Below are 23309 nucleotides of genomic sequence, written 5' to 3'. Positions count from 1 at the left end.
TTCGAAACCACCTTCGGATCAGAAGAAGCTAAGCCCCACATGGAACAACTTCTCCACATCGCGAATATGCTTCTTATCCACAAGGAACAGAATCACATGGTCACCCGCCTCGATCACCGTGTCGTCGTGGGCAATGATCACTTCTTCATCGCGAATGATCGCGCCAATCGTCGTACCCGGCGGCAGTCCAATGTTTTCGATAGCCTTGCCAATCACCTTGCTCGATTTCGCATCGCCATGGGCGATCGCCTCGATGGCCTCCGCCGCGCCGCGACGCAACGAGTGCACGCTGACGATATCGCCACGCCGTACGTGAGCCAGCAAGGTGCCGATGGTCGCCAGTTGCGGGCTGATGGCGATGTCGATGTCGCCGCCCTGAATCAGATCGACGTAGGCCGGGTTGTTGATGATCGTCATCACCTTCTTCGCGCCCAGGCGCTTTGCCAGTAGCGACGACATGATGTTGGCTTCGTCGTCGTTGGTCAGGGCGAGGAAGATGTCGGCGTCGGCGATGTTCTCCTCCATCAGCAAATCGCGGTCGGAGGCGCTGCCCTGCAGGACCACGGTGCTGTCGAGGGTGTCGGAGAGATGGCGGCAGCGGGCCGGGTTCATCTCGATGATCTTCACCTGATAACGGCTTTCGATGGCCTCGGCCAGACGCTCGCCGATCTGCCCGCCACCGGCGATGACGATGCGCTTGTAGCTTTCGTCGAGGCGGCGCATTTCGCTCATCACTGCGCGAATATTCGCCTTGGCGGCGATGAAAAAGACTTCGTCGTCGGCCTCGATCACCGTATCGCCCTGGGGCAGTATCGGCCGGTCACGCCGGAAAATCGCCGCAACGCGGGTTTCGACGTTCGGCATGTGCTCGCGCAACTGACGCAGTTGCTGACCCACCAGCGGTCCGCCGTAGTAAGCCTTCACTGCGACCAGCTGCGCTTTGCCTTCGGCGAAGTCGATCACTTGAAGCGCGCCCGGATGCTGGATCAGGCGCTTGATGTAGTTGGTGACCACTTGTTCCGGGCTGATCAGCACATCCACCGGAATCGCTTCGTTATCGAACAGCTCGGAGCGCGTCAGGTACGCCGCTTCGCGGACCCGGGCGATTTTTGTCGGGGTGTGGAACAGGGTATGGGCAACCTGACAGGCCACCATGTTGGTTTCGTCACTGTTGGTCACCGCGACCAGCATGTCGGCGTCGTCCGCGCCGGCCTGACGCAGCACCGTCGGTAGCGAGCCGCGGCCCTGCACGGTGCGGATGTCCAGCCGGTCGCCGAGATCGCGCAGGCGTTCGCCGTCGGTGTCGACCACGGTGATGTCGTTGGCCTCGCTGGCCAAGTGTTCCGCCAGCGAACCACCGACCTGCCCTGCTCCGAGGATGATGATTTTCATCCAGTCACTCCCTTAAAAACCGGTTAACCGCGCGCGGCGGCGATCTTGATCAGCTTGGCGTAGTAGAACCCGTCGTGGCCGCCTTCCTGGGCCAGCAACTGGCGACCATGGGGTTGCTTGATCCCGGCCGTTGTGGCGAGGTCCAGCTCACGGGCGCCCGGCGTGCGGGCGAGGAAAGCTTCGATGACTTCGGTGTTCTCGGTCGGCAACGTGGAGCAGGTGGCGTAAAGCAGAATCCCGCCGACCTCCAGAGTTATCCACATGGCATCGAGCAATTCGCCTTGCAGCACCGCCAGCGCGGCGATGTCGTCCGGTTGGCGCGTCAGCTTGATGTCCGGGTGACGACGGATCACGCCGGTGGCCGAGCATGGCGCGTCAAGGAGGATGCGCTGGAAGGGTTTGCCGTCCCACCAGGTTGCGGTGTCGCGACCGTCGGCGGCGATCAGTTCGGCGCTCAGGCCCAGGCGTGCGAGGTTTTCCCGTACGCGCACCAGACGTTTGGCTTCCAGGTCTACGGCGACGACGCCGGCCAATGCAGGCTCGGCTTCAAGGATGTGGCACGTTTTGCCGCCCGGTGCGCAGCACGCGTCGAGCACCCGTTGCCCCGGCGCCAGGTCCAGCAGATCAGCGGCCAGTTGCGCCGCTTCGTCCTGCACGCTGATCCAGCCTTCAGCGAAGCCCGGCAGGCTGCGCACATCGGCAGCGGCGTCGAGAATGATGCCGTCCTGGCTGTAGACACATGGCGTGGCGGCGATGCCCGCTTCGGTCAGCAACTGCAAGTAGGCATCGCGAGTGTGATGGCGACGGTTGACCCGCAGAATCATCGGCGGATGCGCGTTGTTCGCCGCGCAAATGGCTTCCCATTGCTCAGGCCAGAAGGCTTTCAGGGATTTTTGCAGCCAGCGCGGGTGCGCGGTGCGCACCACCGGGTCATGTTCCAGTTCGGCCAGTAGCGCTTCGCTTTCACGTTGGGCGCGGCGCAATACGGCGTTCAGCAATGCCTTGGCCCACGGTTTTTTCAGCTTGTCGGCACAGCCGACGGTTTCGCCGATAGCGGCATGGGCCGGGACGCGGGTGTAAAGCAGTTGGTAGAGGCCGACGAGCAACAGCGCCTCGACATCGGCGTCCGCAGCCTTGAAGGGTTTCTGCAGCAGCTTGGCCGCCAGCGCCGACAAACGTGGTTGCCAGCGTGCCGTGCCGAAGGCCAGGTCCTGGGTGAAGCCGCGATCACGGTCTTCAACCTTGTCCATTTGTGTCGGCAGCGAACTGTTGAGTGAGGCTTTTCCGTTAAGAACAGCAGCAAGTGCCTTGGCGGCAGCCAGACGTGGATTCATTGAGCGTCCGCCGTTTGACCGAGCACGGTGCCGACGGCAAATTTCTCACGACGGCTGTTGAACAAATCGCTGAAGTTCAGCGCCTTGCCGCCGGGCAATTGCAGACGGGTCAGGCAAAGGGCCTGCGCACCGCACGCAACGATCAGACCGTCCTTGCTGGCGCTGAGGATTTCCCCTGGAGCGCCCTGCCCTTCAGCGAGATTCGCGGCCAGCACTTTCAGTGCTTCGCCGTTCAGTGTGCTGTGGGTGATCGGCCAGGGATTGAAGGCGCGAACCAGACGTTCGAGCTCAATGGCCGGCCGGTTCCAGTCAATGCGCGCTTCGTCCTTGTTCAATTTGTGAGCGTAAGTGGCGAGGGTGTCATCCTGCACTTCGCCTTCCAGGGTGCCGGCAGCGAGGCCGGCGATGGCTTGTAATACTGCCGGTGGACCGATTTTCGCCAGACGGTCATGAAGGCTGCCGCCAGTGTCTTCAGCACTGATCGGCGTGGTGACTTTCAGCAGCATCGGCCCGGTGTCGAGGCCCAGTTCCATGCGCATCACGGTCACGCCGCTTTCGCTGTCGCCGGCTTCGACGGCACGCTGGATCGGCGCCGCCCCGCGCCAGCGTGGCAGCAATGATGCGTGGCTGTTGATACAACCCAGGCGCGGGATATCCAGCACCACTTGCGGCAGGATCAGGCCATAAGCGACCACCACCAGCAAATCCGGCTTCAGCGCGGCCAGCTCGGCCTGAGCGTCTTCGTTGCGCAGGGTCGGCGGTTGCAGCACCGGGATGTTGTTTTCCAGTGCCAACTGCTTGACCGGGCTTGGCATCAACTTTTGCCCGCGGCCCGCCGGACGGTCCGGTTGGGTGTAGACCGCGGCGATCTCATAAGGGCTGTCGAGCAGGGCCTTGAGGTGTTCGGCGGCGAATTCCGGGGTGCCGGCAAAGACGATGCGCAGTGGCTCAGTCATGGGAACAATCTCTGAAAAGAAAAAGGCTTGCCGCAGCAAGCCTTTGAAAGGAGGGCATCAAGCGTTCTGGCGATGGAGCTTTTCCAGTTTCTTCTTGATTCGGTCGCGTTTGAGGTTCGACAGGTAGTCGACGAACAATTTGCCGTTGAGGTGGTCGCATTCGTGCTGGATGCACACGGCGAGCAGGCCTTCGGCGATCAGTTCGTAAGGCTGGCCGTCGCGGTCCAGGGCCTTGACCTTGACCTTCTGCGGGCGATCGACGTTTTCGTAGAAGCCCGGCACCGAGAGGCAGCCTTCCTGGTATTGCTCCATCTCGTCGGTCAGGGACTCGAACTCGGGGTTGATGAACACCCGCGGTTCGCTGCGGTCTTCGGAGAGGTCCATCACGACGATACGTTTGTGCACGTTGACCTGGGTCGCGGCGAGGCCGATGCCTGGCGCTTCATACATTGTTTCAAACATATCATCGACCAACTGGCGCACTTCGTCGTCCACTACGGCCACAGGTTTGGCGATAGTGCGCAGACGCGAGTCGGGAAATTCGAGGATGTCTAAAATGGCCATAAGCTTGATTGCTGCACGTCTGAGGTAAAGTCGGGGTCGATGGCCTGGCAGGTCCGGAGATGCAGGCTACCGTTGTGAAGCGTAGCTCCTTTTTCTTTTTGGCAAGAATCCGGAGCGAGCCACGAGGGCTCTGGCGTTTCACGCGAACGCACATAATAAAGGGATTCACCGCATGAGGAAATCACTACTCGCCTTGCTCCTTCTGGCCTCGGCCGGTTTGGCGCACGGGCAAGTGCAACTCAGGGAAGGTTTTCCACAGCAATACACCGTTGTCACGGGTGACACACTTTGGGACATCTCCGGAAAATACCTCCGTGAGCCGTGGAAATGGCCTGAGCTCTGGCAGGCCAATCCGCAGATCCAGAACCCCAATCTCATCTACCCCGGCGATGTACTGTCGCTGGTCTACGTCAATGGCCAGCCGCGTCTGACGCTCAATCGCGGGGAATCCAGGGGCACTATCAAGCTCTCTCCACGGGTGCGCAGCTCGCCGGTGGCGGATGCCATCCCGAGTATTCCGCTGCAAGCCATCAACAGCTTCCTGCTGAGTAACCGCATCGTCGACAAGGTGGAGGATTTTGACAAGGCGCCTTATATCGTCGCGGGCGATGCCGAACGGGTGCTCAGCGGTACCGGTGACCGGATCTTCGCCCGTGGCCAGTTCGACCCGAGCCAGCCGGTTTACGGCATCTTCCGCCAGGGCAAGGTCTACACCGACCCCGACAGTAAAGAGTTCCTGGGGATCAATGCGGACGACATCGGGGGCGGCGAAATCGTGGCCACTGAGGGCGATGTCGCTACCCTCGCCCTGCAGCGCACGACTCAGGAAGTGCGTCTTGGCGACCGTTTGTTCAGCACTGAAGAACGATCCATCAACTCGACCTTCATGCCCAGCGCGCCAACAACCGACATAAACGGGCTGATCATCGACGTGCCGCGCGGGGTTACTCAGATTGGCGCGATGGATGTTGTCACGCTGAACAAGGGGCAGCGTGATGGCCTGGCCGAAGGCAACGTGCTGGTGGTGATGAAAACCGGCGAAACCGTGCGTGACCGGATCACCGGCCAGCCGCTGAAGATTCCTGATGAACGCGCCGGTTTGCTGATGGTTTTCCGTACCTACGACAAGCTCAGCTACGGGCTGGTGCTCAACGCATCGCGCTCGTTGGCGGTGATGGACAAAGTGCGAAATCCGTAAGCAGGCTCCACAAGTTACCAACAGAGTTATCCACAGCTTATTCCCGTTTGAACGGGGCTCATAACGATCAAGGATGATCCATGTCGCTGTCTGCTTTAACACCGGTTTCGCCTGCGGAACTGGAAGCTCGTTTACGCCTGCATCGTTTGCCGGAACTCGGCCCTGCGCGTTTCAAGAAATTGCTTGAAGCCTTTGGCTCGGCGTCCAAAGCCATCAGCGCGCCGGCCAGTGCCTGGCGTGCATTGGGTTTGCCGTTTGCATGTTCAGAGGCCAGGCGCTCGAGCGAAATTCGCGATGGCGCAAGCCACGCATTGGCCTGGCTAGAGCGTCCGGGCCAGCATTTACTGATGTGGGACCAGCCTGACTACCCGGCATTGCTGGCGGAAATCAGCGACGCGCCGCCGCTGTTATTCGTGGCGGGCGATCCGGGGATTCTGGAAAAGCCACAACTGGCGATGGTCGGCAGTCGCCGCGCCTCGCGACCGGGCATGGACACCGCTGCGGCGTTTTCCCGGAGTCTGGCCAGCGCCGGTTTTGTCATCACCAGCGGTCTGGCGCTGGGCATCGATGCCGCCGCGCACCAGGCTGCTCTGGACGTGGGCGGGCGAACGGTCGGTGTACTTGGCACGGGACTTGAAAAGTTTTATCCACAGCGCAACCGGAGACTGGCGGACGCCATGATTGCGTCGGGCAGTGCGGTGCTTTCCGAGTTCCCGCTGGACGCAGGGCCCACCGCCAGCAACTTTCCCCGGCGCAACCGGATCATCAGCGGTTTGTCCCTCGGCGTGCTGGTGGTGGAGGCCAGTGTCGCCAGTGGTTCATTGATCACCGCGCGGCTGGCGGCGGAGCAAGGTCGTGAGGTGTATGCCATTCCGGGGTCGATTCACCATCCCGGTGCCCGTGGCTGTCATCAGCTGATCCGTGACGGTGCGGTATTGGTGGAAACCATCGAGCATATCCTCGAAGGCTTGCGCGGCTGGCAACAGTTGCCGTTGTCCACCGAGACGCCATCGGTGACTCATCCACTGCTGATGCTTTTGCATGCGGCGCCGCAGACCAGTGAAGCGTTGGCAGACAGCAGCGGCTGGACCCTGCCCAAAGTGCTGGCGGCGTTGACGGAGCTGGAAATGGACGGCCGGGCAGTCTGCGAAAGCGGACGCTGGTTTGCGCGGGTGAGCTAGGTTTTACAAGGAAGATCGGTAAACTGCGCAGAGCCTTATTCCGGAGAGTTTTTCATGGTCAATAGTTGGCGTGTGCAACAAGCAGCGCAAGCCATTCGCGCAGGGGCGGTGATTGCCTATCCAACCGAGGCGGTCTGGGGCCTGGGTTGCGACCCGTGGGACGAAGAAGCGGTAGAGCGTCTGCTGATGCTCAAGGGCCGGTCGGTGGAAAAGGGCCTGATTCTGGTCGCCGACAACATTCGCCAGTTCGATTTTCTCTTCGAGGACTTCCCTGAGCTGTGGATGGATCGCATGGCCAGCACCTGGCCCGGGCCGAATACCTGGTTGGTGCCGCATCAGAATATGCTGCCGCAGTGGATTACGGGTGTGCACGAGACGGTGGCGTTGCGGGTCAGCGATCATCCGTTGGTGCGGGATTTGTGCGCGGTGGTCGGGCCACTGGTTTCGACATCCGCTAACCCTCAAGGACGGCCAGCGGCGCGGACGCGGCTTCGCGTGGAGCAGTATTTCCGGGGGCAGATTGATTTCATCCTCGGAGGCAACCTCGGTGGGCGCAAGAATCCGAGCGTGATTCGCGACCTGGCGACCGGTAACGTCATCCGCCCGGATTGAGACCGAGTCATCGTTCATCGCTGGCAAGCCAGCTCCCACAGGATTCCGGTTGTTCACATGACTTGTGTACGACGCTGTACCTGTGGAAGAGGGCTTGCCCGAGAAGGCGTCCTCAAGGCAGCAGAACAGTCGAACCGGTAGTCCGGCGCGCCGACAACTCGGTCTGCGCCTTCGCCGCATCAGCCAGTGAGTACTTCTGGCTGATCTCCACCTTCAACTTCCCGCTGATGATCATTTCGAACAGCTCATCCGCCATCCGCTGCAGGTTTTCGGCGTTGTTGGCGTAGGTCGCCAGTGTCGGCCGGGTCACGTACAACGACCCTTTCGCCGCCAAAACCCCCAGGTTCACCCCATCCACCGCGCCCGATGCGTTGCCAAAACTCACGACCAGACCCCGAGGCGCCACGCTGTCGAGCGAGGTGAGCCAAGTGTCCTTGCCGACGCCGTCGTACACCACCGGGACTTTTTTGCCATCGGTCAATTCCAGTACGCGCTGTGCGACGTTTTCATGGCTGTAATCGATGGTCGCCCACGCACCGTTGGCCTTCGCCAGTGCGGCTTTTTCCGGCGAGCTGACCGTGCCGATCAACTTCACGCCCAGGGCCTTGGCCCATTGGCAGGCCAGGGAGCCGACACCACCGGCAGCGGCGTGAAACAAAATGGTTTCGCCGCCCTTGAGTTCATAGGTCTGACGCAGCAAGTACTGCACGGTCAGGCCTTTGAGCATGACCCCTGCCGCTTGTTCAAAGCTGATCGCGTCTGGCAGGTGCACCAGATTGGCCTCCGGCAACACGTGAACTTCGCTGTAGGCGCCCAACGGACCGCTGCCATAAGCCACGCGGTCACCGACCTTGAAGCGGGTGACTTCACTGCCCACCGCCTCGACCACGCCCGCACCTTCCGAACCCACGCCCGACGGCAAGGCGGGTGGCGCATAGAGGCCACTACGGAAGTAAGTGTCGATGAAGTTCAGGCCGATGGCCTTGTTGGTAACGCGAACTTGCTGCGGGCCGGGTTCGGCGGGCTGGTAATCCACATACTCGAGTACTTCGGGGCCGCCATGGGTGCGGAACTGGATACGCTTTGCCATCAGAACTCTCCATAGGTCTTAGCTTTTGGATTAGTAGCGCCAAGCCCTCTATCGGACTCCTAAGCTTGATCCCCGTCAACTGCGGCAGGCCCATCTGCGATGTTATGCTACGCGCCCATTTGCGTCGGCCCTGCTCCGAGGGAGCGCCGCGTAGTTTTGCCCGATTCAAGGTGATGACATGACGACCCGCACCGAGGCCGTAAAAGCCTACCTGCTCGACCTGCAAGACCGCATTTGCGCTGCCCTGGAAGCCGAAGACGGCGGCACGCAGTTCGTCGAAGACGCCTGGACCCGCCCTGCCGGCGGTGGCGGTCGCACGCGAGTGATCGAGAACGGTGCTGTCATCGAAAAGGGCGGCGTCAACTTTTCCCACGTCTTCGGCAGCGGTCTCCCACCGTCCGCCAGCGCCCATCGGCCGGAACTGGCCGGGCGTGGCTTCGAGGCCCTGGGCGTGTCGCTGGTGATTCACCCGCACAACCCGCATGTGCCGACTTCCCACGCCAACGTGCGCTTTTTCATCGCTGAAAAAGAAGGTGAAGAGCCGGTCTGGTGGTTCGGTGGCGGCTTCGACCTGACCCCGTATTACGGCAACGAAGAAGACTGCGTGCACTGGCACCGTGTCGCCGAGCAGGCTTGCGCGCCGTTCGGTCCGGATGTCTATTCACGCTACAAAGCCTGGTGCGACAGCTATTTCCATATCAAGCATCGTCACGAACCGCGCGGCATCGGCGGCCTGTTCTTCGATGACTTGAACGAGTGGGACTTCGACACCAGCTTCGCCTTCATGCGCGCCATTGGTGATGCTTTTATCGACGCTTACTTGCCGATCGTGCAGCGTCGCAAGAACGATGCGTTCACCGCCAAACAGCGCGAATTTCAGGAGTTCCGCCGCGGCCGTTACGTCGAATTCAACCTGGTTTACGACCGTGGCACGCTGTTCGGCCTGCAATCGGGCGGGCGTACCGAGTCGATCCTCATGTCGCTGCCGCCGCAGGTTCGCTGGAGCTATGACTGGAAAGCCGAGCCGGGCAGCGAAGAAGCGCGCCTGACCGAGTACTTCCTGCAAGATCGCGATTGGTTGGCCAAGGCCTGAACGAGGAATCCTGATGGACCGTTACGTCGTATTCGGTAACCCGATTAGCCACAGCAAGTCGCCAATGATTCATCGTCTGTTCGCCGAGCAGACCGCTCAGCAACTGGACTACAGCACTTCGCTGGCACCGCTTGATGATTTTTCCGACTTTGCCCGGGAGTTTTTCCTTGAAGGTCGCGGGGCGAACGTGACGGTTCCGTTCAAGGAAGAAGCGTTTCGCCTGGCGCACAGTTTGACGGCGCGAGCGCAGCGCGCCGGTGCGGTGAACACCCTGAGCAAACTCGCCGATGGCACACTGCTGGGCGACAACACCGATGGCGCCGGGCTGGTAAGGGATCTGACGGTCAACGCCGGATTCAGTCTCAAGGGCAAACGCATCCTGCTGCTCGGTGCCGGTGGCGCAGTGCGCGGCGCGCTTGAGCCCCTGCTGGCCGAGCAGCCGGCCTCGGTGATCATTGCTAACCGCACGGTGGATAAAGCCGAGTTGCTGGCGGAGTTGTTCGCTGATCTGGGGCCGGTGTCAGCCAGCGGTTTCGATTGGCTGCAAGAGCCGGTGGACCTGATCATCAACGCGACGTCCGCCAGCCTGACAGGCGATGTACCGCCGATTGCCAGCAGTTTGATCGAGCCGGGCAAGACCGTTTGCTACGACATGATGTACGGCAAGGAGCCGACCTCGTTCTGCCGCTGGGCTACGGAACAGGGCGCGGCAGTGTCGATGGATGGCCTGGGGATGCTCGCTGAACAAGCAGCAGAAGCTTTCTTCCTGTGGCGTGGCGTGCGCCCGGACACGGCGCCGGTGCTGGCCGAACTGCGCCGCCAACTGACACTTTAGGCTTTTGTGGCGAGGGAGCTTGCTCCCGCTGGGGTGCGAAGCAGCCCTGATATCTGGAGGGCGCTTCGCTCCCTAGCGGGAGCAAGCACCCTCGCCACAGGTATTTGGTTGTCCAGAAAGCGGTGTTTCAGTCTTCAAACCGGATCGGGCATTTCTCCGCGCCTTCGAGCTTCCTCAACTCCTCCACCACCGGCGGCCGCGCACCGCGCAAGGTCAGGCTGCGGTCCTGCTTACGCAGCCGTCGCGCTTCCTGGTGCAGCATTTCCACACCCGAATAGTCGATGAAGTTGATGTGCTGCGCCTCGATCACCACGCGCGCGCCGTGCATCCGTTGCAGGCGCACTTGCAGGTAATGGCTGGCGCCGAAGAAGATCGACCCGCCGACCCGCAGAATGTCTTCATCGCCGTCGCGCCAGTGCTGCACACGAGGTTGTGAGGTGCGCTTGAGGTAGAAAAACAGGGACGCGAGCACTCCGGCATAAATCGCCGTCTGCAACTCCAGCAACAGCGTGGCGATACAGGTCAGCGCCATCACCACGAACTCGGCGCGGCTGACCCGCAGCAACGCGCGAATGCCGCGATGGTCGATCAATCCCCAGGCGATCAACAGAATGCTGCCGGCCATGGCCGGGATCGGAATATGCGCAATCAGATGGGCGCCGAAGATCGCGAACAGCGCCACCCACATCGCCGAAAAAACCCCGGCCAGCGGCGAGCAGGCACCCGCTTCGTAACTCAGTCCCGAGCGTGTGAAGGACCCGGCTGACAGCGAGCCGGAAAAAAACGCCCCGACAATGTTCGACAAGCCTTGGGCGCGAACTTCCTGATTCGCATCGAGCAACTGCTGCGACCGCGCCGACAAGGAGCGGGCAATCGACAGACTCGTCACCAGCCCGAGCATCCCGACCGCCACGGCGCTGGGCAACAGACGCAGGATCAGATCAAGGTCCAGCGGCAACGGGCTGAAGGGCGGCAGGCGCCCGACAAACGCGCTGACCAACTGCACGTGACCAAACATCGTTGGCCAGAGCCATACCAGCAATCCGCTCAGGACCAGGGTGATCAATAGCGTTGGCCAGCGCGGCAACAGCAGTTTCAGCGTCACCCCCACGACGACAGTTGCCAGGCCCAGCACCAGCGAAGGTTGGTCTACCTCGCCGAGATGCCTGAACAGCATCATAAAACTGTCCAGTGCCGTGGCTTGGTTGGGCACGTCCAGCCCCAGCAGATTGGGTATTTGACCGATGGCAATCACTACCGCGGCGCCAAGCGTGAAACCGAGCACAACCGAGTGCGAGACAAAATTTACCAGCGCGCCGAATCGCAGCAAACCCAGCAGCCACTGGAAAATACCGGCGAGGAGCGTCAGAAGCAGGATCAGCGTGATGTAGTCCTTGGACGCGGGAACGGCCAGAGGACTGACGCTGGCGTACAGGACAATCGAAATGGCCGCCGTAGGGCCGCAGATCAGATGCCACGACGATCCCCAAAGACAGGCAATCAGCACCGGGATGATCGCCGCGTACAAGCCGTATTCCGGTGGGAGACCGGCAATCAGCGCGTAGGCAATGGATTGCGGCAACGCGAGAATGGCGCCGCTGAGGCCGACAATCAGGTCACGGCCGACGCTGGCGCGGGTTTGCCGGGGCAACCACGTGAGGAAGGGAAAGAGTGAATGGCGGCTGGGAAGGGCCATGGGTCCTCTCGGTCGGGGGTTTTGCGCAGGGTAACAGGACGACGCGATCATTGTGGCGAGGGAGCTTGCTCCCGCTGGGCTGCAAAGCAGCCCTAGACATCTGCGGGCGCTTCGCACCCGAGCGGGAGCGAGCTCCCTCGCCACAGATCATGCTTACAACTTGGCTTTCACTGCCGGCAACGCATCCTTCCCGTCCACGGTCTTCACGCCATCCAGCCACTTGTCCAGCACCGCCGGATTAGCCTTGATCCACGCTTTTGCTGCATCGGCATTGCTGACCTTCTTGTTCACCACGTCCGCCATGATGCTGTTTTCCATTTCCTGAGTGAAACTCAGGTTGGTGAGCAATTTGCCAACATTCGGGCAGGCCTGTGCATAACCTTTGCGGGTCAGCGTGTGAACGCTGCCGGTATCGCCGAAGTATTTCTCGCCACCTTTCAGGTAATGCATTTTCAACTGCACGTTCATCGGGTGCGGCGTCCAGCCGAGGAAGGTCACGAACTTCTGCTTCTTCACGGCACGAGACACTTCGGCCAGCATTGCCTGTTCGCTGGACTCGACGAGTTTCCACTGACCCATGTCGAAGTCGTTCTTCTTGATGATTTCTTGCAGTGAAATGTTCGCCGGGGCTCCGGAACCGATGCCGTAGATCTTCTTGTCGAATTTGTCGGCGAACTTGTTCAGGTCGGCAAAGTTATGCACACCTGCGTCCCACACATAATCCGGAACAGCCAGGGTGAACTCGGTGCCATCGAGGTTCTTCGCCAGTTGCGTGACGTCGCCGGTGGCCACGAACTTGTCGTAGAAACCCTGCTGCGCAGGCATCCAGTTACCCAGGAACACGTCAACCTGACCATCCTTCAAACCGCCAAAGGTAATCGGCACCGCGAGGGTGTCGACTTTGGGCTTGTAGCCCATGCCGTCCAGCAGAAACCCGGTGATGGCGTTGGTTGCGGCGATGTCGCTCCAGCCAGGGTCGGCCATTTTCACCGTCTCGCAGCTCTGATCGGCATACGCCGATGCACTGCCCAGGGCCAGCAGCCCGACCGTCAGTACTGTGGATAACTTTTGCATGGACTTCCCCTTAACATTATTGGTTTTGGCAGGGTTGTGGATAACGTGCTTTGCGCTCCAGGTCGTCGAGGTCGATGTGGTTGCGCATGTATTGCTGACTGGCGTCCACCAGCGGCTGGTGGTCCCAGCTCTTCAGCTTGCCGATGGTCAGCGCGTCGGCGACAAAGCGCCGGCGACGCTGGCTTGCGAGCACCTGCTGGTGTATCGCCGGGATGTTCCATTTGGCCCGCGCTTCGCTAAGAAACTCTTCGAACAGTGGCCGATGTTGCGGCGATTGGCTGAGTTCTTCCTGCTCACGCGGGTCGTTGTGTACGTCGAAGAGTAGGCATGGGTCGTCTTCGCTGTAGATGAATTTGTAGGCGCCGCGACGAATCATCATCAAGGGGCTGATGGTGCCCTCGGCCATGTATTCGCCGAAGACTTCGTCGTGACCGCCCTGCCCTTGCAGGTGCGAAACCAGCGAGCGGCCATCCAGTGGCAGGCCCGGCTCCAGCGAGCCGCCGGCCAGCTCTACAAACGTCGGCAACAGGTCGGCGGTGGAAACCGCTGCGCTGACCCGCCCTGCGCCGAACTGTCCCGGCGCACTTATCAACAGGGGAACGCGCGCGGCCATTTCGAACCAGTGCATTTTGTACCAGAGCCCGCGCTCGCCGAGCATGTCGCCGTGGTCGCCGGAGAAGACGATGATCGTGTCGTTGATCAGCCCCGTTTCTTCGAGTGTTTGCAGGAGTTTGCCGACATTGCTGTCGATATAGCTGCATGCTCCAAAGTACGCACGGCGCGCATCCCGGATTTTATCCACAGGCAGCGATTTGTCCCACAGGTCGTAAACCTTGAGCAAACGCTGGGAGTGCGGATCGAGCTCGGTTTGCGACGGCGTCTGGGGCAACGGGATGTCCGCATCGTCATACATATCCCAGAACGCCTTGGGAATCGTGTACGGATCGTGTGGGTGAGTCATCGACACGGTCAGGCAGAACGGCTGATCGCCATCTTCGCGGATGTGATCGAACAGGTATTGCTGGGCCTTGAACACCACCTCTTCGTCGAAATCCAGTTGATTGGTACGCACGCACGGCCCGGCTTGCAGCACCGACGACATGTTGTGATACCAGGTCGGACGCACGTCCGGTTCATCCCAGTTCACCGCCCAACCGTAGTCGGCCGGGTAAATGTCGCTGGTCAGGCGTTCTTCGTAACCGTGGAGCTGGTCCGGGCCGCAGAAGTGCATTTTGCCGGACAGTGCGGTTCGGTAACCGAGGCGCCGCAGGTAGTGGGCGTAGGTCGGTACATCGGCAGGGAAATCCGCCGCGTTGTCATAAGCGCCGATCTTGCTCGGCAACTGACCGCTGACCAGGGTAAAACGCGACGGCGCGCAAAGTGGGCTGTTGCAATAGGCGGCGTCGAACACCACGCCTTGGGTGGCGAGGCGGCTGAGATTGGGGAGTTTGATCGGCGAAGGACCGTAGAACGGCAACATTGGCGCGGCCATCTGATCGGCCATGATGAAAAGAATATTCTTGCGCTTCATGTGATCGCGGCATTCCATAGTGAATATTTATGCGAGAGTGCTGTGATCGAGCATGGAGTCCATGCTCTTTGTGGTAAAGCCCATGCCAGGCAATGACTAGGATAAGCACAGCTTATGTATGACGCTCTGGGTGATTTGTCCCTTGATCTGCTCCGTGCCTTTGAAGCCGCGGCGCGCCAGCGCAGCTTCACCGCGGCCGCGGTTGAACTGGGCACCACGCAACCGGCCATCAGTCAGCAGATCAAACGACTGGAAGATCAGCTCGCTACCCGGCTGTTCGATCGCATTTATCGCGGCATTGAGCTGACCGAGGCTGGGACGATTCTTTTTGAGCAAGTTCAGCTCGGTTTGCAGAATATCGACGCAGGGTTGAGCGCAATCAGTGCACAGCATCAGCATGAAGTATTGCAGGTGGCCACCGATTTCGCCTTCGCCGCCTATTGGCTGATGCCCCGTCTGCACCGCTTTCACGCCGCCAATCCGCAAGTGGACGTCAGCCTGGTCACCAGCGAGCGCAGCCTCAATATGCTGCGCACCGACATTGATGTGGCGGTGCTGTTTGGCGACGGGCGTTTCAAGCAGGGCGAAAGCCACTGGCTGTTCAGCGAAGAAGTGTTTCCGGTGTGCAGTCCGCTGCTGTTGAAGGATCGTGCCCTGCCCTTGCCTGCACAGTCGCTGCTGGAATTTCCGCTGCTGCACCTGCGCGGCGAAAACAGCAGCAACTGGTTCGACTGGAGCGGCGTGTTTCGCGAGTTAGGGATCACGTCGGCGCCAGCGCCCGGACAACTGCGGTTCGACAATTACACCCTGCTGATTCAAGCGGCGATTGGCGGCCAGGGAGTGGCGATTGGCTGGCGGCACCTTGTGGATAACTTGCTCGCGCAAGGTTTGTTGTGTCGACCGATTGCTGACACGGTGATGTCCCGGCTGGGTTATTACGTGGTCCTGCCGCAGCGCAAACGGCGCGGGGCATTGATTCAACAGTTTGTGGACTGGTTAATGGCCGAGCAGGCCAGCAACGCACAATCGCTCAATGGTCTGCCGTTGCCTTCGATTGCGGTGTGAAAGTTAACAGATCGCAGCCTTCGGCAGCGCCTACCTGGGAACACATTCCAAGGTCGAGCTGCCTTCGATTGCGATCTTTTACTGCTATGAAGTCGCGATGAAATTAACGTGTTCGCCAACGTGCAGATTCAAGTGCAACTCATCGGCAATCCCCACCGCGACGCGGCTCAACCGCTGAAGGGGTTCGGCCAGCCCTGGTTCCAGGCTGCTGCTGACTTGACTGAAGTGCTCGATTGTCAGCCCGGCAACGCCGCGTGGCGCATTGACCATCGTCCAGTGCAACGCACTGCCTTGCAGCGCCTCGCGGATTTCCTCGGCGGCGTGGCGTTGCAGTTGATCCTCGATCTGCGGATCGTCCAGCACCTCGAAGTCGCCCACCAGAAACAGTCTGGCGATGCCGGCGGCCTCCATGCCATCGACAAGTGCATCGACCGCCAGTACTTGTTCAACCGGACCTAGCAGGATGGATTTTTCTACGTGCTCGCTATTAAACGGTAACCCGGGTGCATCCAGTAGACAGATAACGGCCGAGCAGCCCGCTACGCTTTGCTTGACTCGCTCGGCATCAAACAGATCACCGGTCTTGGTGCGCAGACCGGGGCGTGGTGCCAGCGCCGTCAGGTCGTCGAGAATCGCGATCACTTCATGTTGGCGCCGCAGCATTTCAGCCATCAGCGCACTGCCCAGGCTACTCATGGCACCATACAGCACCACTTTTACCACTGGGGTTTCGGCATTTTTCATGGCTGGACTCCGCACTTTCCTATGTATATGGCGTGTGACCTGCAGGAATCGGTGAGGGTTCGACCGGGTTTCAGAGGGATTCAGATGCAACAGATCAAGGGCTATCACGCCCATGTGTATTTCGATGCCGCCCACATGGATCAGGCGCGCACGTTGTGTGAGCAAGCGGCGAACCTGTTTCCGCTGAAAATGGGCCGCGTGCACGAACGTCCGGTGGGTCCGCACCCGGACTGGAGCTGCCAGTTGGCGTTCGGGCCGGAGCTCATCGGCGACGTGTTGCCGTGGTTGGCCCTCAACCGCAAGGGACTGGTGGTGTTCCTGCACCCGGACACCGGCGACGATCTGCTTGACCACACGGAACATGCAATCTGGATGGGCGCGATCCGGACACTGGACCTGTCTGTTTTTTGATCACAGGGTTTCTTCGGCTTCACCCGGCAAGTGCTCGTCCAGATGCAGCCATGGCAGACGGCTGTCGGTCCAGATGTACCGCTCCGCCGGGGCCTGCTCAGGATGATCGAGGGTGGCGATGGTCAGGTCGATGCTCTCGGGACTGAGCTGCGTGACCAACGCAATCTGAGCCCCACAGGTCGGGCAGAAATAGCGTATGCAGCTGGAAGACGAGGCGTACTGCGCCGGTGTGCCTTTCACCCACTCGAAGGCGGACGCGGGCACGGTGATCCAGGTGGTCACGATCCCGCCGCTGACCCGTCGGCAAATCGAGCAGTGACAGTGGGCGATGTCGCGCAAGGGGCCGCTGAATTGATAGCGCAGATGTCCGCAGTGGCAGCCGCCGGTGTGAATGTCGCTCATGACCTTTCCTCCTGTTGCGATATCACGGACGCCATCGCGGGCAGCCCGCTCCACACAGAGAACTCATTTCAATGTGGGAGTGAGACCGGCTTGCCGGCGATGGCCCCAACCCGGTTTCCCTTCCTGCCCCGGTCCGACGACCGGTTGTACATCCCATCAATGCTTTCATCAGCGAAAGCTCGGTGAAAGCTTCCCCGATTAGGATCGCCCCACTACCGGCAACAGACCGGTCGGCCAATGCCAGTGTTTTATCGCTCGCACAGCCCATTTAACAACAACAATGGTGACCCTGATGTCCTTTGCAACCCGCCGCTTCGCTGCAACTCCGCCCGTACGCCTCGTGCTTCCCGTTCTGCGCTGACCCACCCGGTTCGCCCATTCCCTAGCCGCGCTACGCCTGGAGTATTCCCATGCTGACTTTCCTTGGCTTCGCCATGGTCATCACGTTCATGTTCCTGATCATGACCAAGCGCCTGTCCGCGCTGATCGCCCTGATCATCATCCCGATCGTCTTTGCTCTGTTCGGCGGTTTTGCGCCGAAGATCGGCCCGATGATGCTCGAAGGCATCACCAAGCTTGCGCCGACCGGCGTGATGCTGATGTTCGCCATTCTCTACTTCGCCCTGATGATCGACTCCGGCCTGTTCGACCCGGCCGTGCGCAAGATCCTCAAACTGGTCAAGGGCGACCCGCTGAAGGTTTCGGTCGGCACCGCCGTACTGGCGCTCGTCGTTTCCCTCGACGGTGACGGCGCGACCACGTACATGATCTGCGTGGCCGCCATGCTGCCGCTCTACAGCCGCATCGGCATGAGCCCGCGGATCATGGCCGGCCTGATCATCCTCGCCGGTGGCGTGATGAACATGACGCCATGGGGCGGCCCGACTGCCCGTGCGGCCAGTGCGCTGCACGTGGACCCGTCCGACATTTTCGTTCCGATGATTCCGGCGATGGCGTTCGGCGTGGTGGCAATCCTGGCGATTGCCTACTTCTACGGCAAACGCGAGCGTGCGCGTCTGGGTGAGCTGCACCTGGTGGGCGATGAAATCGACCACAGTGAAATCAGTGTTTCGCAATTCCCGGATGCCCGTCGTCCGAAGTTGATCTGGTTCAACGGCGCCCTGACCCTGGGCCTGATGTGCACCCTGATTGCCGGTCTGTTGCCGATGCCGGTGTTGTTCATGGTGGCGTTCAGTATCGCGATGATCGTCAACTATCCTTGCCTGCAACAGCAGAAGGATCGCGTCGCGGCTCACGCTGGCAGCGTACTTGCGGTGGTCGGTTTGATCTTCGCGGCGGGCATTTTCACCGGTATCCTGTCGGGCACCGGCATGGTCGATGCGATGTCGAAAAGCCTGCTGGCGGTGATTCCTGATTTCCTCGGCCCGTACTTGGCCGTGATCACCGCGCTGGTGAGCATGCCGTTCACGTTCTTCATGTCGAACGACGCATTTTATTACGGCGTGTTACCAGTACTTGCCGAAGCCGCCAGTCATTACGGTATAACCGCGGTTGAAATGGCACGTGCCTCGATCGTCGGTCAGCCCGTCCACTTGCTGAGCCCGCTGGTACCATCGACCTATTTGTTGGTGGCCCTGGCCGGTATCGACTTCGGTGACCATCAGCGCTTTACCCTGAAATGGGCAGTGCTGGTGTGCATGTGCATACTGGTCGCCGCGTTGCTGATGGGGATCTTTCCGCTGTTCAGCACTCTATAAGCCCAAGACTCACCACAACGGGTCCAGGCTTTGCTGTTTGAAGCCCGGGCCCGTTCTGGTTTAACACTCGCTCAAAGGAATACACATGGAATGGCTGACCAACCCTGAAATCTGGGTTGCCTTCTTTACCCTGACCGCCCTGGAAATCGTCCTGGGTATCGATAACATCATCATGATTTCGATCCTGGTCAGCCGCATGCCCAAACACATGCAGCAGCGCACCCGGATTTTCGGCCTGGCGCTGGCCATGATCACGCGGATTCTGTTGCTGCTGTCGATCACCTGGGTCATGCGCCTCACCGCAGACCTGTTCGAAGTGTTCGGCCAGGGTATTTCCGGACGCGACCTGATCCTGTTCTTCGGTGGTCTGTTCCTGCTGTGGAAGAGCTCGCAAGAGATGTACCACGCGCTGGAAGGTGAAGACGAAACCCATGAAGAGCCTTCGGGCAAGGGCGGCAGCTTCATCTACACCATCATCCAGATCGCGATCATCGACATCGTGTTCTCGCTGGACTCGGTGATCACCGCCGTCGGCATGGTCTCCCACGTTCCGGTCATGGTCGCGGCAATCATCGTGGCTGTGCTGGTGATGATGTGGGCTTCGGGCACCATCAGCGAGTTCATCGACAAGCACCCGTCGCTGAAGATGCTGGCGCTGTCGTTCCTGTTGATCGTCGGTACCGTGCTGATTGCCGAATCCTTGGACGTGCACGTGCCAAAAGGCTACGTCTACTTCGCCATGGCGTTCTCGCTGGCGGTGGAAGCGATCAACATCAAGATGCGCACCGCGATGGCGAAAAAGAAAAAACAGCAGGATCCGGTGAAACTGCGCAAGGACATTCCGGGCCAGTAACACTTGTGGCCGTGAGCTTGTTGTGGCGAGTGGATAAATCCCCTCGCCGCACACGGGCTCTTACAGGAAGTGCGGGGGGACCTTCGGGTCCCTTTTTCTTTGTCTGCATCAAATTGTTTTCATGACAGTTTTGTTTCAATCGCCTCTTTAGCTATGCGATGCTGGCGCCCAGACCGTTAGCCAACTACAGCTTAAGTACACAACGTAGAAAGTCGCGCGGCACCGTCAACTTGCTCCTTTGGGGCGCTACCACCACAGGGGGCCCGTATGCTCACCCTGCTCAATTTGCTTTCTGCCGTGGCCTTGTTGATCTGGGGCACGCACATCGTCCGAACCGGCATTCTGCGGGTCTATGGTTCCAACTTGCGCCATGTGATTGGCCAGAACATGTCCAAGCGCTGGCTGGCATTCATCGCGGGCATTGTCGTGACCGCCATGGTCCAGAGCAGTAACGCCACCGCCATGCTCGTCACGTCCTTTGTCGGCCAGGGCCTGATGGCGCTGATGCCGGCGTTGGCGACCATGCTCGGTGCCGACGTGGGTACGGCGCTGATGGCACGGGTCCTGACCTTCGATTTGTCATGGCTGTCGCCGCTGCTGATTTTCCTCGGGGTGATTTTCTTTCTGTCGCGCAAACAGACGCGGCTCGGGCAGATGGGCCGCGTCAGCATCGGCCTCGGGCTGATCATTCTGGCGCTGCAACTGATTGTCGAAGCGGCTGCGCCGATCACCCATGCCCAAGGGGTCAAAGTGATTTTCGCCTCGCTGACCGGCGACATCCTGCTCGACGCCCTGGTCGGCGCGTTGTTCGCGATGATTTCCTACTCCAGCCTCGCCGCCGTCCTGCTGACCGCGACACTGGCCGGCGCCAGTGTGATCAGCTTGCCCGTGGCCATCGGCCTGGTGATCGGTGCCAACATCGGCAGCGGTATTCTGGCGTTCATGAGCACCAGCATGCAGAACGCCGCGGGCCGTCAGGTGGCGCTCGGGAGCCTGCTGTACAAGCTGATCGGCCTGTTGCTGATCATTCCCGTACTCGACCCGCTCGTGCACTGGATCGACAGTCTGGATTTCAGCCCACAGGAAATGGTCATCGGCTTCCACCTGCTCTACAACACCGTGCGTTGCCTGATCCTGCTGCCAAGCGTCGGGCCGATGGCCAGGCTTTGTGCGTGGCTGCTGCCGGAGCGGCCGGAAACCAACGGCACCGCCAAACCTCGGCACCTTGACCCGACGGCGCTGGTGACCCCCAGCCTGGCGCTCGCCAACGCTGCCCGGGAAACCCTGCGCATTGGCGATCTGATCGACAATATGCTCGAGGCCATGCTCGACGTGCTGCGCGGCAAGCAAACCGCCGTCACCCAGGAAATGCGTCGCCTGACCGATGATGTGGAGTCGCTCTACAGCTCGATCAAGCTTTATCTGGCGCAGATGCCTCGCGAAGACCTTAGTGAACACGACAGTCGGCGCTGGGCGGAAATCATCGAACTGGCGATCAACCTCAAACTCGCCAGCGACCTGATCGAGCGCATGCTGCGCAAAGTGCAGCAACAGAAAACCTCGCAGCGCCGGTCTTTTTCTGAGGTCGGTCTGGACGAATTGGCGGGGCTGCACAGTCAGCTGATTTCCAATTTGCGCCTGGGATTGTCGGTGTTCCTCAGCGCCGACAAGGAAAGTGCCCGTCAGTTGCTGCGGGAGAAACGTCGCTTTCGCGCACAGGAGCGGCGCCTGGCCCATGCGCATGTCAGCCGGTTGCAACGCAAGATCGTGCAGAGTATCGAGACCAGCTCGCTGCACCTGGAGCTGATTGCCGACATGAAGCGCCTGAATTCATTGTTCTGCAGCAGTGCGTATGTGGTGCTGGAAACGTCTGACACCGGCGCGCTCATCGTCGATGATTTGTCTGACATCACGCATTCGCCTTGAACGTCTGGCAGTGTGGTCAGTCAGTTACAGTGGTTCAGCCTCAAGACCGTCTTCGCGGGCGAGCCCGCTCCCACAGGTGATCCGGGTCGGACATAATCCCAGTTACACAAAAGATCACTGTGGGAGCGGGCTTGCCCGCGATAGCGGCCTAAAGGACGACACGGATCTTCGATTGATTGCCTGGAAGCTTGCTATGCGTTGTCTGTTGTTCGCCTGCCTGTTGCTCGGATCGCTGCCCTCGTTTGCCCTGGATCGTTTTCAGGTCGAGGGCTATACGCTGCCCAATGGCCTGCAAATGCTGCTCAAACCCGGCACCGAACGCGGGCATGTAGCGATTCGACTGGTGGTCGGCGTCGGTATCGATGATTTCAGCTGCGCCGAAAAAGAACTGCCGCATCTGCTCGAACACCTGCTGTTCAGCGGCATCGATGCCACCGGCGAAGGCGGTCTTGAAGAACGCATGCAGACGCTCGGCGGTGAGTGGAACGCTTACACCAGCAACGCCGACACCACATTTGTCATCGAAGCGCCGGCGAAAAACCAGCGCAAGGTCCTCGACCTGCTGCTGGCTCTTCTGACCCAGACCCGAATCGACGACAACGCCATCAACGCCGCCAAACAGGTGGTCGAGCGCGAGGACGGCGGTCATTACTCACACTTGCAACGCTGGCTGGATCGTCAGGATCTGGGCCACACGGCGAGCAATCAACTGGCGGTGGAACTGGGGCTAAAGTGCCCGGAGCGGGCCGAGGTCGATAACCTGACCCGCGAACAACTGGAGACGGTACGCAAGGCCTGGTACGCGCCGAACAACATGACACTGATCATGGTCGGCGACCTCGACCGCTTGCTGCCGGCTTATCTGGAACGGGCCTGGGGCGCACTTCAGGCCGTTGACCCGAGCGAGCATCCGCCACTGCCGCAAATCCAGGCCAGCGCGGCCCATGAGCGCACGTTGAGTCACGGCTTTGTCGGCGGCGGAGCGAAGTTGCACTGGCTGGTGCCGGAGCCGGTGCTGGAAGACCAGCATGACGAAACCTTCGACCTGCTCAAGGACTATCTGGACTGGGCGCTCTATCGCCAGCTGCGTCTGGCGCACAGTTTGTCCTACGGCCCCTCGGCCGAACGCGAGGTGTTTGGCGGCGTGGGTTTCATGAGCCTCAACGCCGACCTTGAGCGCGACGATGTGCCCGAGGCCGAGCAAGTCCTGGATGAATTGAAGGCTGACTTGCTCAAGAACGGACTGGACGTCGACACCTTCAACCGCCTCAAGCAGGCCGCCATCGCTCGCCAGGCCTGGGCCGTGCAAGGCAACAGCGCACTGGCCGACTACTACTGGAGCGCGCTGGGAGACTACGAGGAAGGTCGTTTCGCTGACCCGGCCAGAGAACTGCAGGGCGTGACGCTGGCAGAGGCCAACAAGGCCATGCGTGAGTTGCTGTTGCAACCGGGTTATCTGCGGATCGAGAAGCCGTTGATGAGTTATGACCAGGTGATGTGGGTGGTCGCGGGGGGATTGGGGCTGCTGGTGTTCGGGTTATTGGCCTGGCGTGTTTATCGCAGAAAGTAACGGTTCCCCTGTGGCGAGGGAGCTTGCTCCCGTTCGGCTGCGCAGCCGCCGCCTGCGTATTAGT

The 23309-nt window shown here is 60.5% G+C and carries 21 protein-coding genes; 11 read left to right on the top strand and 10 right to left on the bottom strand.

Annotated elements, in window-relative coordinates; translation table 11 throughout:
* Positions 1–18: 18 nt before the first annotated feature.
* From trkA to def, 4 genes are read right to left on the bottom strand one after another with little or no spacing between them, the layout of a single operon-like run.
* Positions 19–1392: a Trk system potassium transporter TrkA gene (gene trkA / locus ACM6IQ_RS27285; RefSeq protein ID WP_017341720.1), complete on the bottom strand. Its 1374-nt coding sequence runs from the start codon at positions 1390–1392 to the stop codon at positions 19–21.
* Between the two features lie 23 nt (positions 1393–1415).
* Complete coding sequence (gene rsmB / locus ACM6IQ_RS27280; RefSeq protein ID WP_017341721.1) at positions 1416–2726, bottom strand: 16S rRNA (cytosine(967)-C(5))-methyltransferase RsmB; 1311 nt, start codon at positions 2724–2726, stop codon at positions 1416–1418.
* The gene (gene fmt / locus ACM6IQ_RS27275; RefSeq protein WP_017341722.1) at positions 2723–3682 is read right to left on the bottom strand and encodes a methionyl-tRNA formyltransferase; all 960 of its coding nucleotides are present in this window, start codon (positions 3680–3682) and stop codon (positions 2723–2725) included. The genes rsmB and fmt overlap by 4 nt, the downstream gene beginning before the upstream one ends.
* A gap of 57 nt (positions 3683–3739) precedes the next feature.
* Positions 3740–4246 carry a peptide deformylase gene (def, locus tag ACM6IQ_RS27270; RefSeq protein ID WP_017341723.1) on the bottom strand — a complete coding sequence of 169 codons (507 nt, stop codon included), beginning with the start codon at positions 4244–4246 and terminating at the stop codon, positions 3740–3742.
* Between the two features lie 172 nt (positions 4247–4418).
* On the opposite strand from def, the gene ACM6IQ_RS27265 reads away from it, so the two are divergent.
* The 3 genes from ACM6IQ_RS27265 to ACM6IQ_RS27255 all read left to right on the top strand — a co-directional run bounded on the left by ACM6IQ_RS27265 (position 4419) and on the right by ACM6IQ_RS27255 (position 7237).
* Entirely contained in the window at positions 4419–5444 is a 1026-nt protein-coding gene (locus ACM6IQ_RS27265; RefSeq protein WP_017341724.1) for a LysM peptidoglycan-binding domain-containing protein, read from the top strand.
* An 80-nt stretch (positions 5445–5524) separates the two neighbouring features.
* Positions 5525–6625, top strand: a complete 1101-nt coding sequence (dprA, locus tag ACM6IQ_RS27260; protein ID WP_017341725.1) for a DNA-processing protein DprA — start codon at positions 5525–5527, stop codon at positions 6623–6625.
* 54 nt (positions 6626–6679) lie between these two features.
* Complete coding sequence (locus tag ACM6IQ_RS27255) at positions 6680–7237, top strand: L-threonylcarbamoyladenylate synthase (protein WP_017341726.1); 558 nt, start codon at positions 6680–6682, stop codon at positions 7235–7237.
* Between the two features lie 112 nt (positions 7238–7349).
* Here the strand turns inward: ACM6IQ_RS27255 and ACM6IQ_RS27250 are convergent, their stop codons facing one another.
* Complete coding sequence (locus tag ACM6IQ_RS27250) at positions 7350–8327, bottom strand: NADPH:quinone reductase (protein WP_414880295.1); 978 nt, start codon at positions 8325–8327, stop codon at positions 7350–7352.
* A gap of 178 nt (positions 8328–8505) precedes the next feature.
* On the opposite strand from ACM6IQ_RS27250, the gene hemF reads away from it, so the two are divergent.
* Together hemF and aroE are read left to right on the top strand one after the other, a co-directional pair.
* Positions 8506–9420 (top strand): oxygen-dependent coproporphyrinogen oxidase, encoded by a 915-nt coding sequence (gene hemF, locus ACM6IQ_RS27245; protein WP_008155665.1) that lies wholly within the window; start codon positions 8506–8508, stop codon positions 9418–9420.
* 13 nt (positions 9421–9433) lie between these two features.
* Positions 9434–10255 carry a shikimate dehydrogenase gene (gene aroE, locus ACM6IQ_RS27240; protein WP_017341728.1) on the top strand — a complete coding sequence of 274 codons (822 nt, stop codon included), beginning with the start codon at positions 9434–9436 and terminating at the stop codon, positions 10253–10255.
* A gap of 127 nt (positions 10256–10382) precedes the next feature.
* Here the strand turns inward: aroE and ACM6IQ_RS27235 are convergent, their stop codons facing one another.
* The 3 genes from ACM6IQ_RS27235 to betC form a co-directional block, all read right to left on the bottom strand.
* Positions 10383–11951: a SulP family inorganic anion transporter gene (locus ACM6IQ_RS27235; protein ID WP_017341729.1), complete on the bottom strand. Its 1569-nt coding sequence runs from the start codon at positions 11949–11951 to the stop codon at positions 10383–10385.
* Between the two features lie 153 nt (positions 11952–12104).
* The gene (choX, locus tag ACM6IQ_RS27230) at positions 12105–13025 is read right to left on the bottom strand and encodes a choline ABC transporter substrate-binding protein (RefSeq protein ID WP_017341730.1); all 921 of its coding nucleotides are present in this window, start codon (positions 13023–13025) and stop codon (positions 12105–12107) included.
* Between the two features lie 16 nt (positions 13026–13041).
* The gene (gene betC, locus ACM6IQ_RS27225; protein ID WP_414880294.1) at positions 13042–14556 is read right to left on the bottom strand and encodes a choline-sulfatase; all 1515 of its coding nucleotides are present in this window, start codon (positions 14554–14556) and stop codon (positions 13042–13044) included.
* A 114-nt stretch (positions 14557–14670) separates the two neighbouring features.
* Here betC and ACM6IQ_RS27220 point away from each other — a divergent pair, with 114 nt between their 5' ends.
* Positions 14671–15621: a choline sulfate utilization transcriptional regulator gene (locus tag ACM6IQ_RS27220; protein ID WP_017341732.1), complete on the top strand. Its 951-nt coding sequence runs from the start codon at positions 14671–14673 to the stop codon at positions 15619–15621.
* Between the two features lie 84 nt (positions 15622–15705).
* Here ACM6IQ_RS27220 and ACM6IQ_RS27215 read toward each other — a convergent pair whose 3' ends face one another.
* Positions 15706–16365: an NAD(P)-dependent oxidoreductase gene (locus ACM6IQ_RS27215; RefSeq protein ID WP_414880293.1), complete on the bottom strand. Its 660-nt coding sequence runs from the start codon at positions 16363–16365 to the stop codon at positions 15706–15708.
* An 84-nt stretch (positions 16366–16449) separates the two neighbouring features.
* Between ACM6IQ_RS27215 and ACM6IQ_RS27210 the strand changes: the two genes are divergently transcribed.
* Positions 16450–16776: a DOPA 4,5-dioxygenase family protein gene (locus tag ACM6IQ_RS27210; protein ID WP_414880292.1), complete on the top strand. Its 327-nt coding sequence runs from the start codon at positions 16450–16452 to the stop codon at positions 16774–16776.
* Here ACM6IQ_RS27210 and ACM6IQ_RS27205 read toward each other — a convergent pair whose 3' ends face one another.
* A complete protein-coding gene (locus tag ACM6IQ_RS27205) occupies positions 16777–17178 on the bottom strand; it encodes a GFA family protein (RefSeq protein ID WP_414880291.1) in 402 nt (133 codons plus the stop codon).
* 410 nt (positions 17179–17588) lie between these two features.
* Between ACM6IQ_RS27205 and ACM6IQ_RS27200 the strand changes: the two genes are divergently transcribed.
* The 4 genes from ACM6IQ_RS27200 (at position 17589) to ACM6IQ_RS27185 (ending at position 23245) form a co-directional block, all read left to right on the top strand.
* Positions 17589–18896, top strand: a complete 1308-nt coding sequence (locus ACM6IQ_RS27200; protein WP_017341736.1) for a CitMHS family transporter — start codon at positions 17589–17591, stop codon at positions 18894–18896.
* Between the two features lie 85 nt (positions 18897–18981).
* On the top strand, positions 18982–19749 hold the full coding sequence (locus tag ACM6IQ_RS27195; RefSeq protein ID WP_017341737.1) for a TerC family protein: 768 nt from the start codon (positions 18982–18984) through the stop codon (positions 19747–19749).
* Positions 19750–20016: 267 nt separating this feature from the next.
* Complete coding sequence (locus tag ACM6IQ_RS27190) at positions 20017–21675, top strand: Na/Pi cotransporter family protein (RefSeq protein WP_017341738.1); 1659 nt, start codon at positions 20017–20019, stop codon at positions 21673–21675.
* Between the two features lie 193 nt (positions 21676–21868).
* A complete protein-coding gene (locus ACM6IQ_RS27185; RefSeq protein WP_414880290.1) occupies positions 21869–23245 on the top strand; it encodes a M16 family metallopeptidase in 1377 nt (458 codons plus the stop codon).
* Positions 23246–23309 lie beyond the last annotated feature (64 nt).

Origin of the sequence: Pseudomonas sp. IT-P100, assembly GCF_949767185.1 — a bacterium.
Lineage (GTDB): Bacteria > Pseudomonadota > Gammaproteobacteria > Pseudomonadales > Pseudomonadaceae > Aquipseudomonas > Aquipseudomonas fluorescens_B.
The sequence above is the reverse complement of the archived record's forward strand: the minus strand, read 5'-3'. Positions and strand labels throughout refer to the sequence as shown.

Bases quoted from the DNA above. Each gene is read 5' to 3' on its own strand.
- trkA (WP_017341720.1), bottom strand. From the start codon at position 1,392: ATGAAAATCATCATCCTCGGAGCAGGGCAGGTCGGTGGTTCGCTGGCG.
- rsmB (WP_017341721.1), bottom strand. From the start codon at position 2,726: ATGAATCCACGTCTGGCTGCCGCCAAGGCACTTGCTGCTGTTCTTAAC.
- fmt (WP_017341722.1), bottom strand. From the start codon at position 3,682: ATGACTGAGCCACTGCGCATCGTCTTTGCCGGCACCCCGGAATTCGCC.
- def (WP_017341723.1), bottom strand. From the start codon at position 4,246: ATGGCCATTTTAGACATCCTCGAATTTCCCGACTCGCGTCTGCGCACT.
- ACM6IQ_RS27265 (WP_017341724.1), top strand. From the start codon at position 4,419: ATGAGGAAATCACTACTCGCCTTGCTCCTTCTGGCCTCGGCCGGTTTG.
- dprA (WP_017341725.1), top strand. From the start codon at position 5,525: ATGTCGCTGTCTGCTTTAACACCGGTTTCGCCTGCGGAACTGGAAGCT.
- ACM6IQ_RS27255 (WP_017341726.1), top strand. From the start codon at position 6,680: ATGGTCAATAGTTGGCGTGTGCAACAAGCAGCGCAAGCCATTCGCGCA.
- ACM6IQ_RS27250 (WP_414880295.1), bottom strand. From the start codon at position 8,327: ATGGCAAAGCGTATCCAGTTCCGCACCCATGGCGGCCCCGAAGTACTC.
- hemF (WP_008155665.1), top strand. From the start codon at position 8,506: ATGACGACCCGCACCGAGGCCGTAAAAGCCTACCTGCTCGACCTGCAA.
- aroE (WP_017341728.1), top strand. From the start codon at position 9,434: ATGGACCGTTACGTCGTATTCGGTAACCCGATTAGCCACAGCAAGTCG.
- ACM6IQ_RS27235 (WP_017341729.1), bottom strand. From the start codon at position 11,951: ATGGCCCTTCCCAGCCGCCATTCACTCTTTCCCTTCCTCACGTGGTTG.
- choX (WP_017341730.1), bottom strand. From the start codon at position 13,025: ATGCAAAAGTTATCCACAGTACTGACGGTCGGGCTGCTGGCCCTGGGC.
- betC (WP_414880294.1), bottom strand. From the start codon at position 14,556: ATGAAGCGCAAGAATATTCTTTTCATCATGGCCGATCAGATGGCCGCG.
- ACM6IQ_RS27220 (WP_017341732.1), top strand. From the start codon at position 14,671: ATGTATGACGCTCTGGGTGATTTGTCCCTTGATCTGCTCCGTGCCTTT.
- ACM6IQ_RS27215 (WP_414880293.1), bottom strand. From the start codon at position 16,365: ATGAAAAATGCCGAAACCCCAGTGGTAAAAGTGGTGCTGTATGGTGCC.
- ACM6IQ_RS27210 (WP_414880292.1), top strand. From the start codon at position 16,450: ATGCAACAGATCAAGGGCTATCACGCCCATGTGTATTTCGATGCCGCC.
- ACM6IQ_RS27205 (WP_414880291.1), bottom strand. From the start codon at position 17,178: ATGAGCGACATTCACACCGGCGGCTGCCACTGCGGACATCTGCGCTAT.
- ACM6IQ_RS27200 (WP_017341736.1), top strand. From the start codon at position 17,589: ATGCTGACTTTCCTTGGCTTCGCCATGGTCATCACGTTCATGTTCCTG.
- ACM6IQ_RS27195 (WP_017341737.1), top strand. From the start codon at position 18,982: ATGGAATGGCTGACCAACCCTGAAATCTGGGTTGCCTTCTTTACCCTG.
- ACM6IQ_RS27190 (WP_017341738.1), top strand. From the start codon at position 20,017: ATGCTCACCCTGCTCAATTTGCTTTCTGCCGTGGCCTTGTTGATCTGG.
- ACM6IQ_RS27185 (WP_414880290.1), top strand. From the start codon at position 21,869: ATGCGTTGTCTGTTGTTCGCCTGCCTGTTGCTCGGATCGCTGCCCTCG.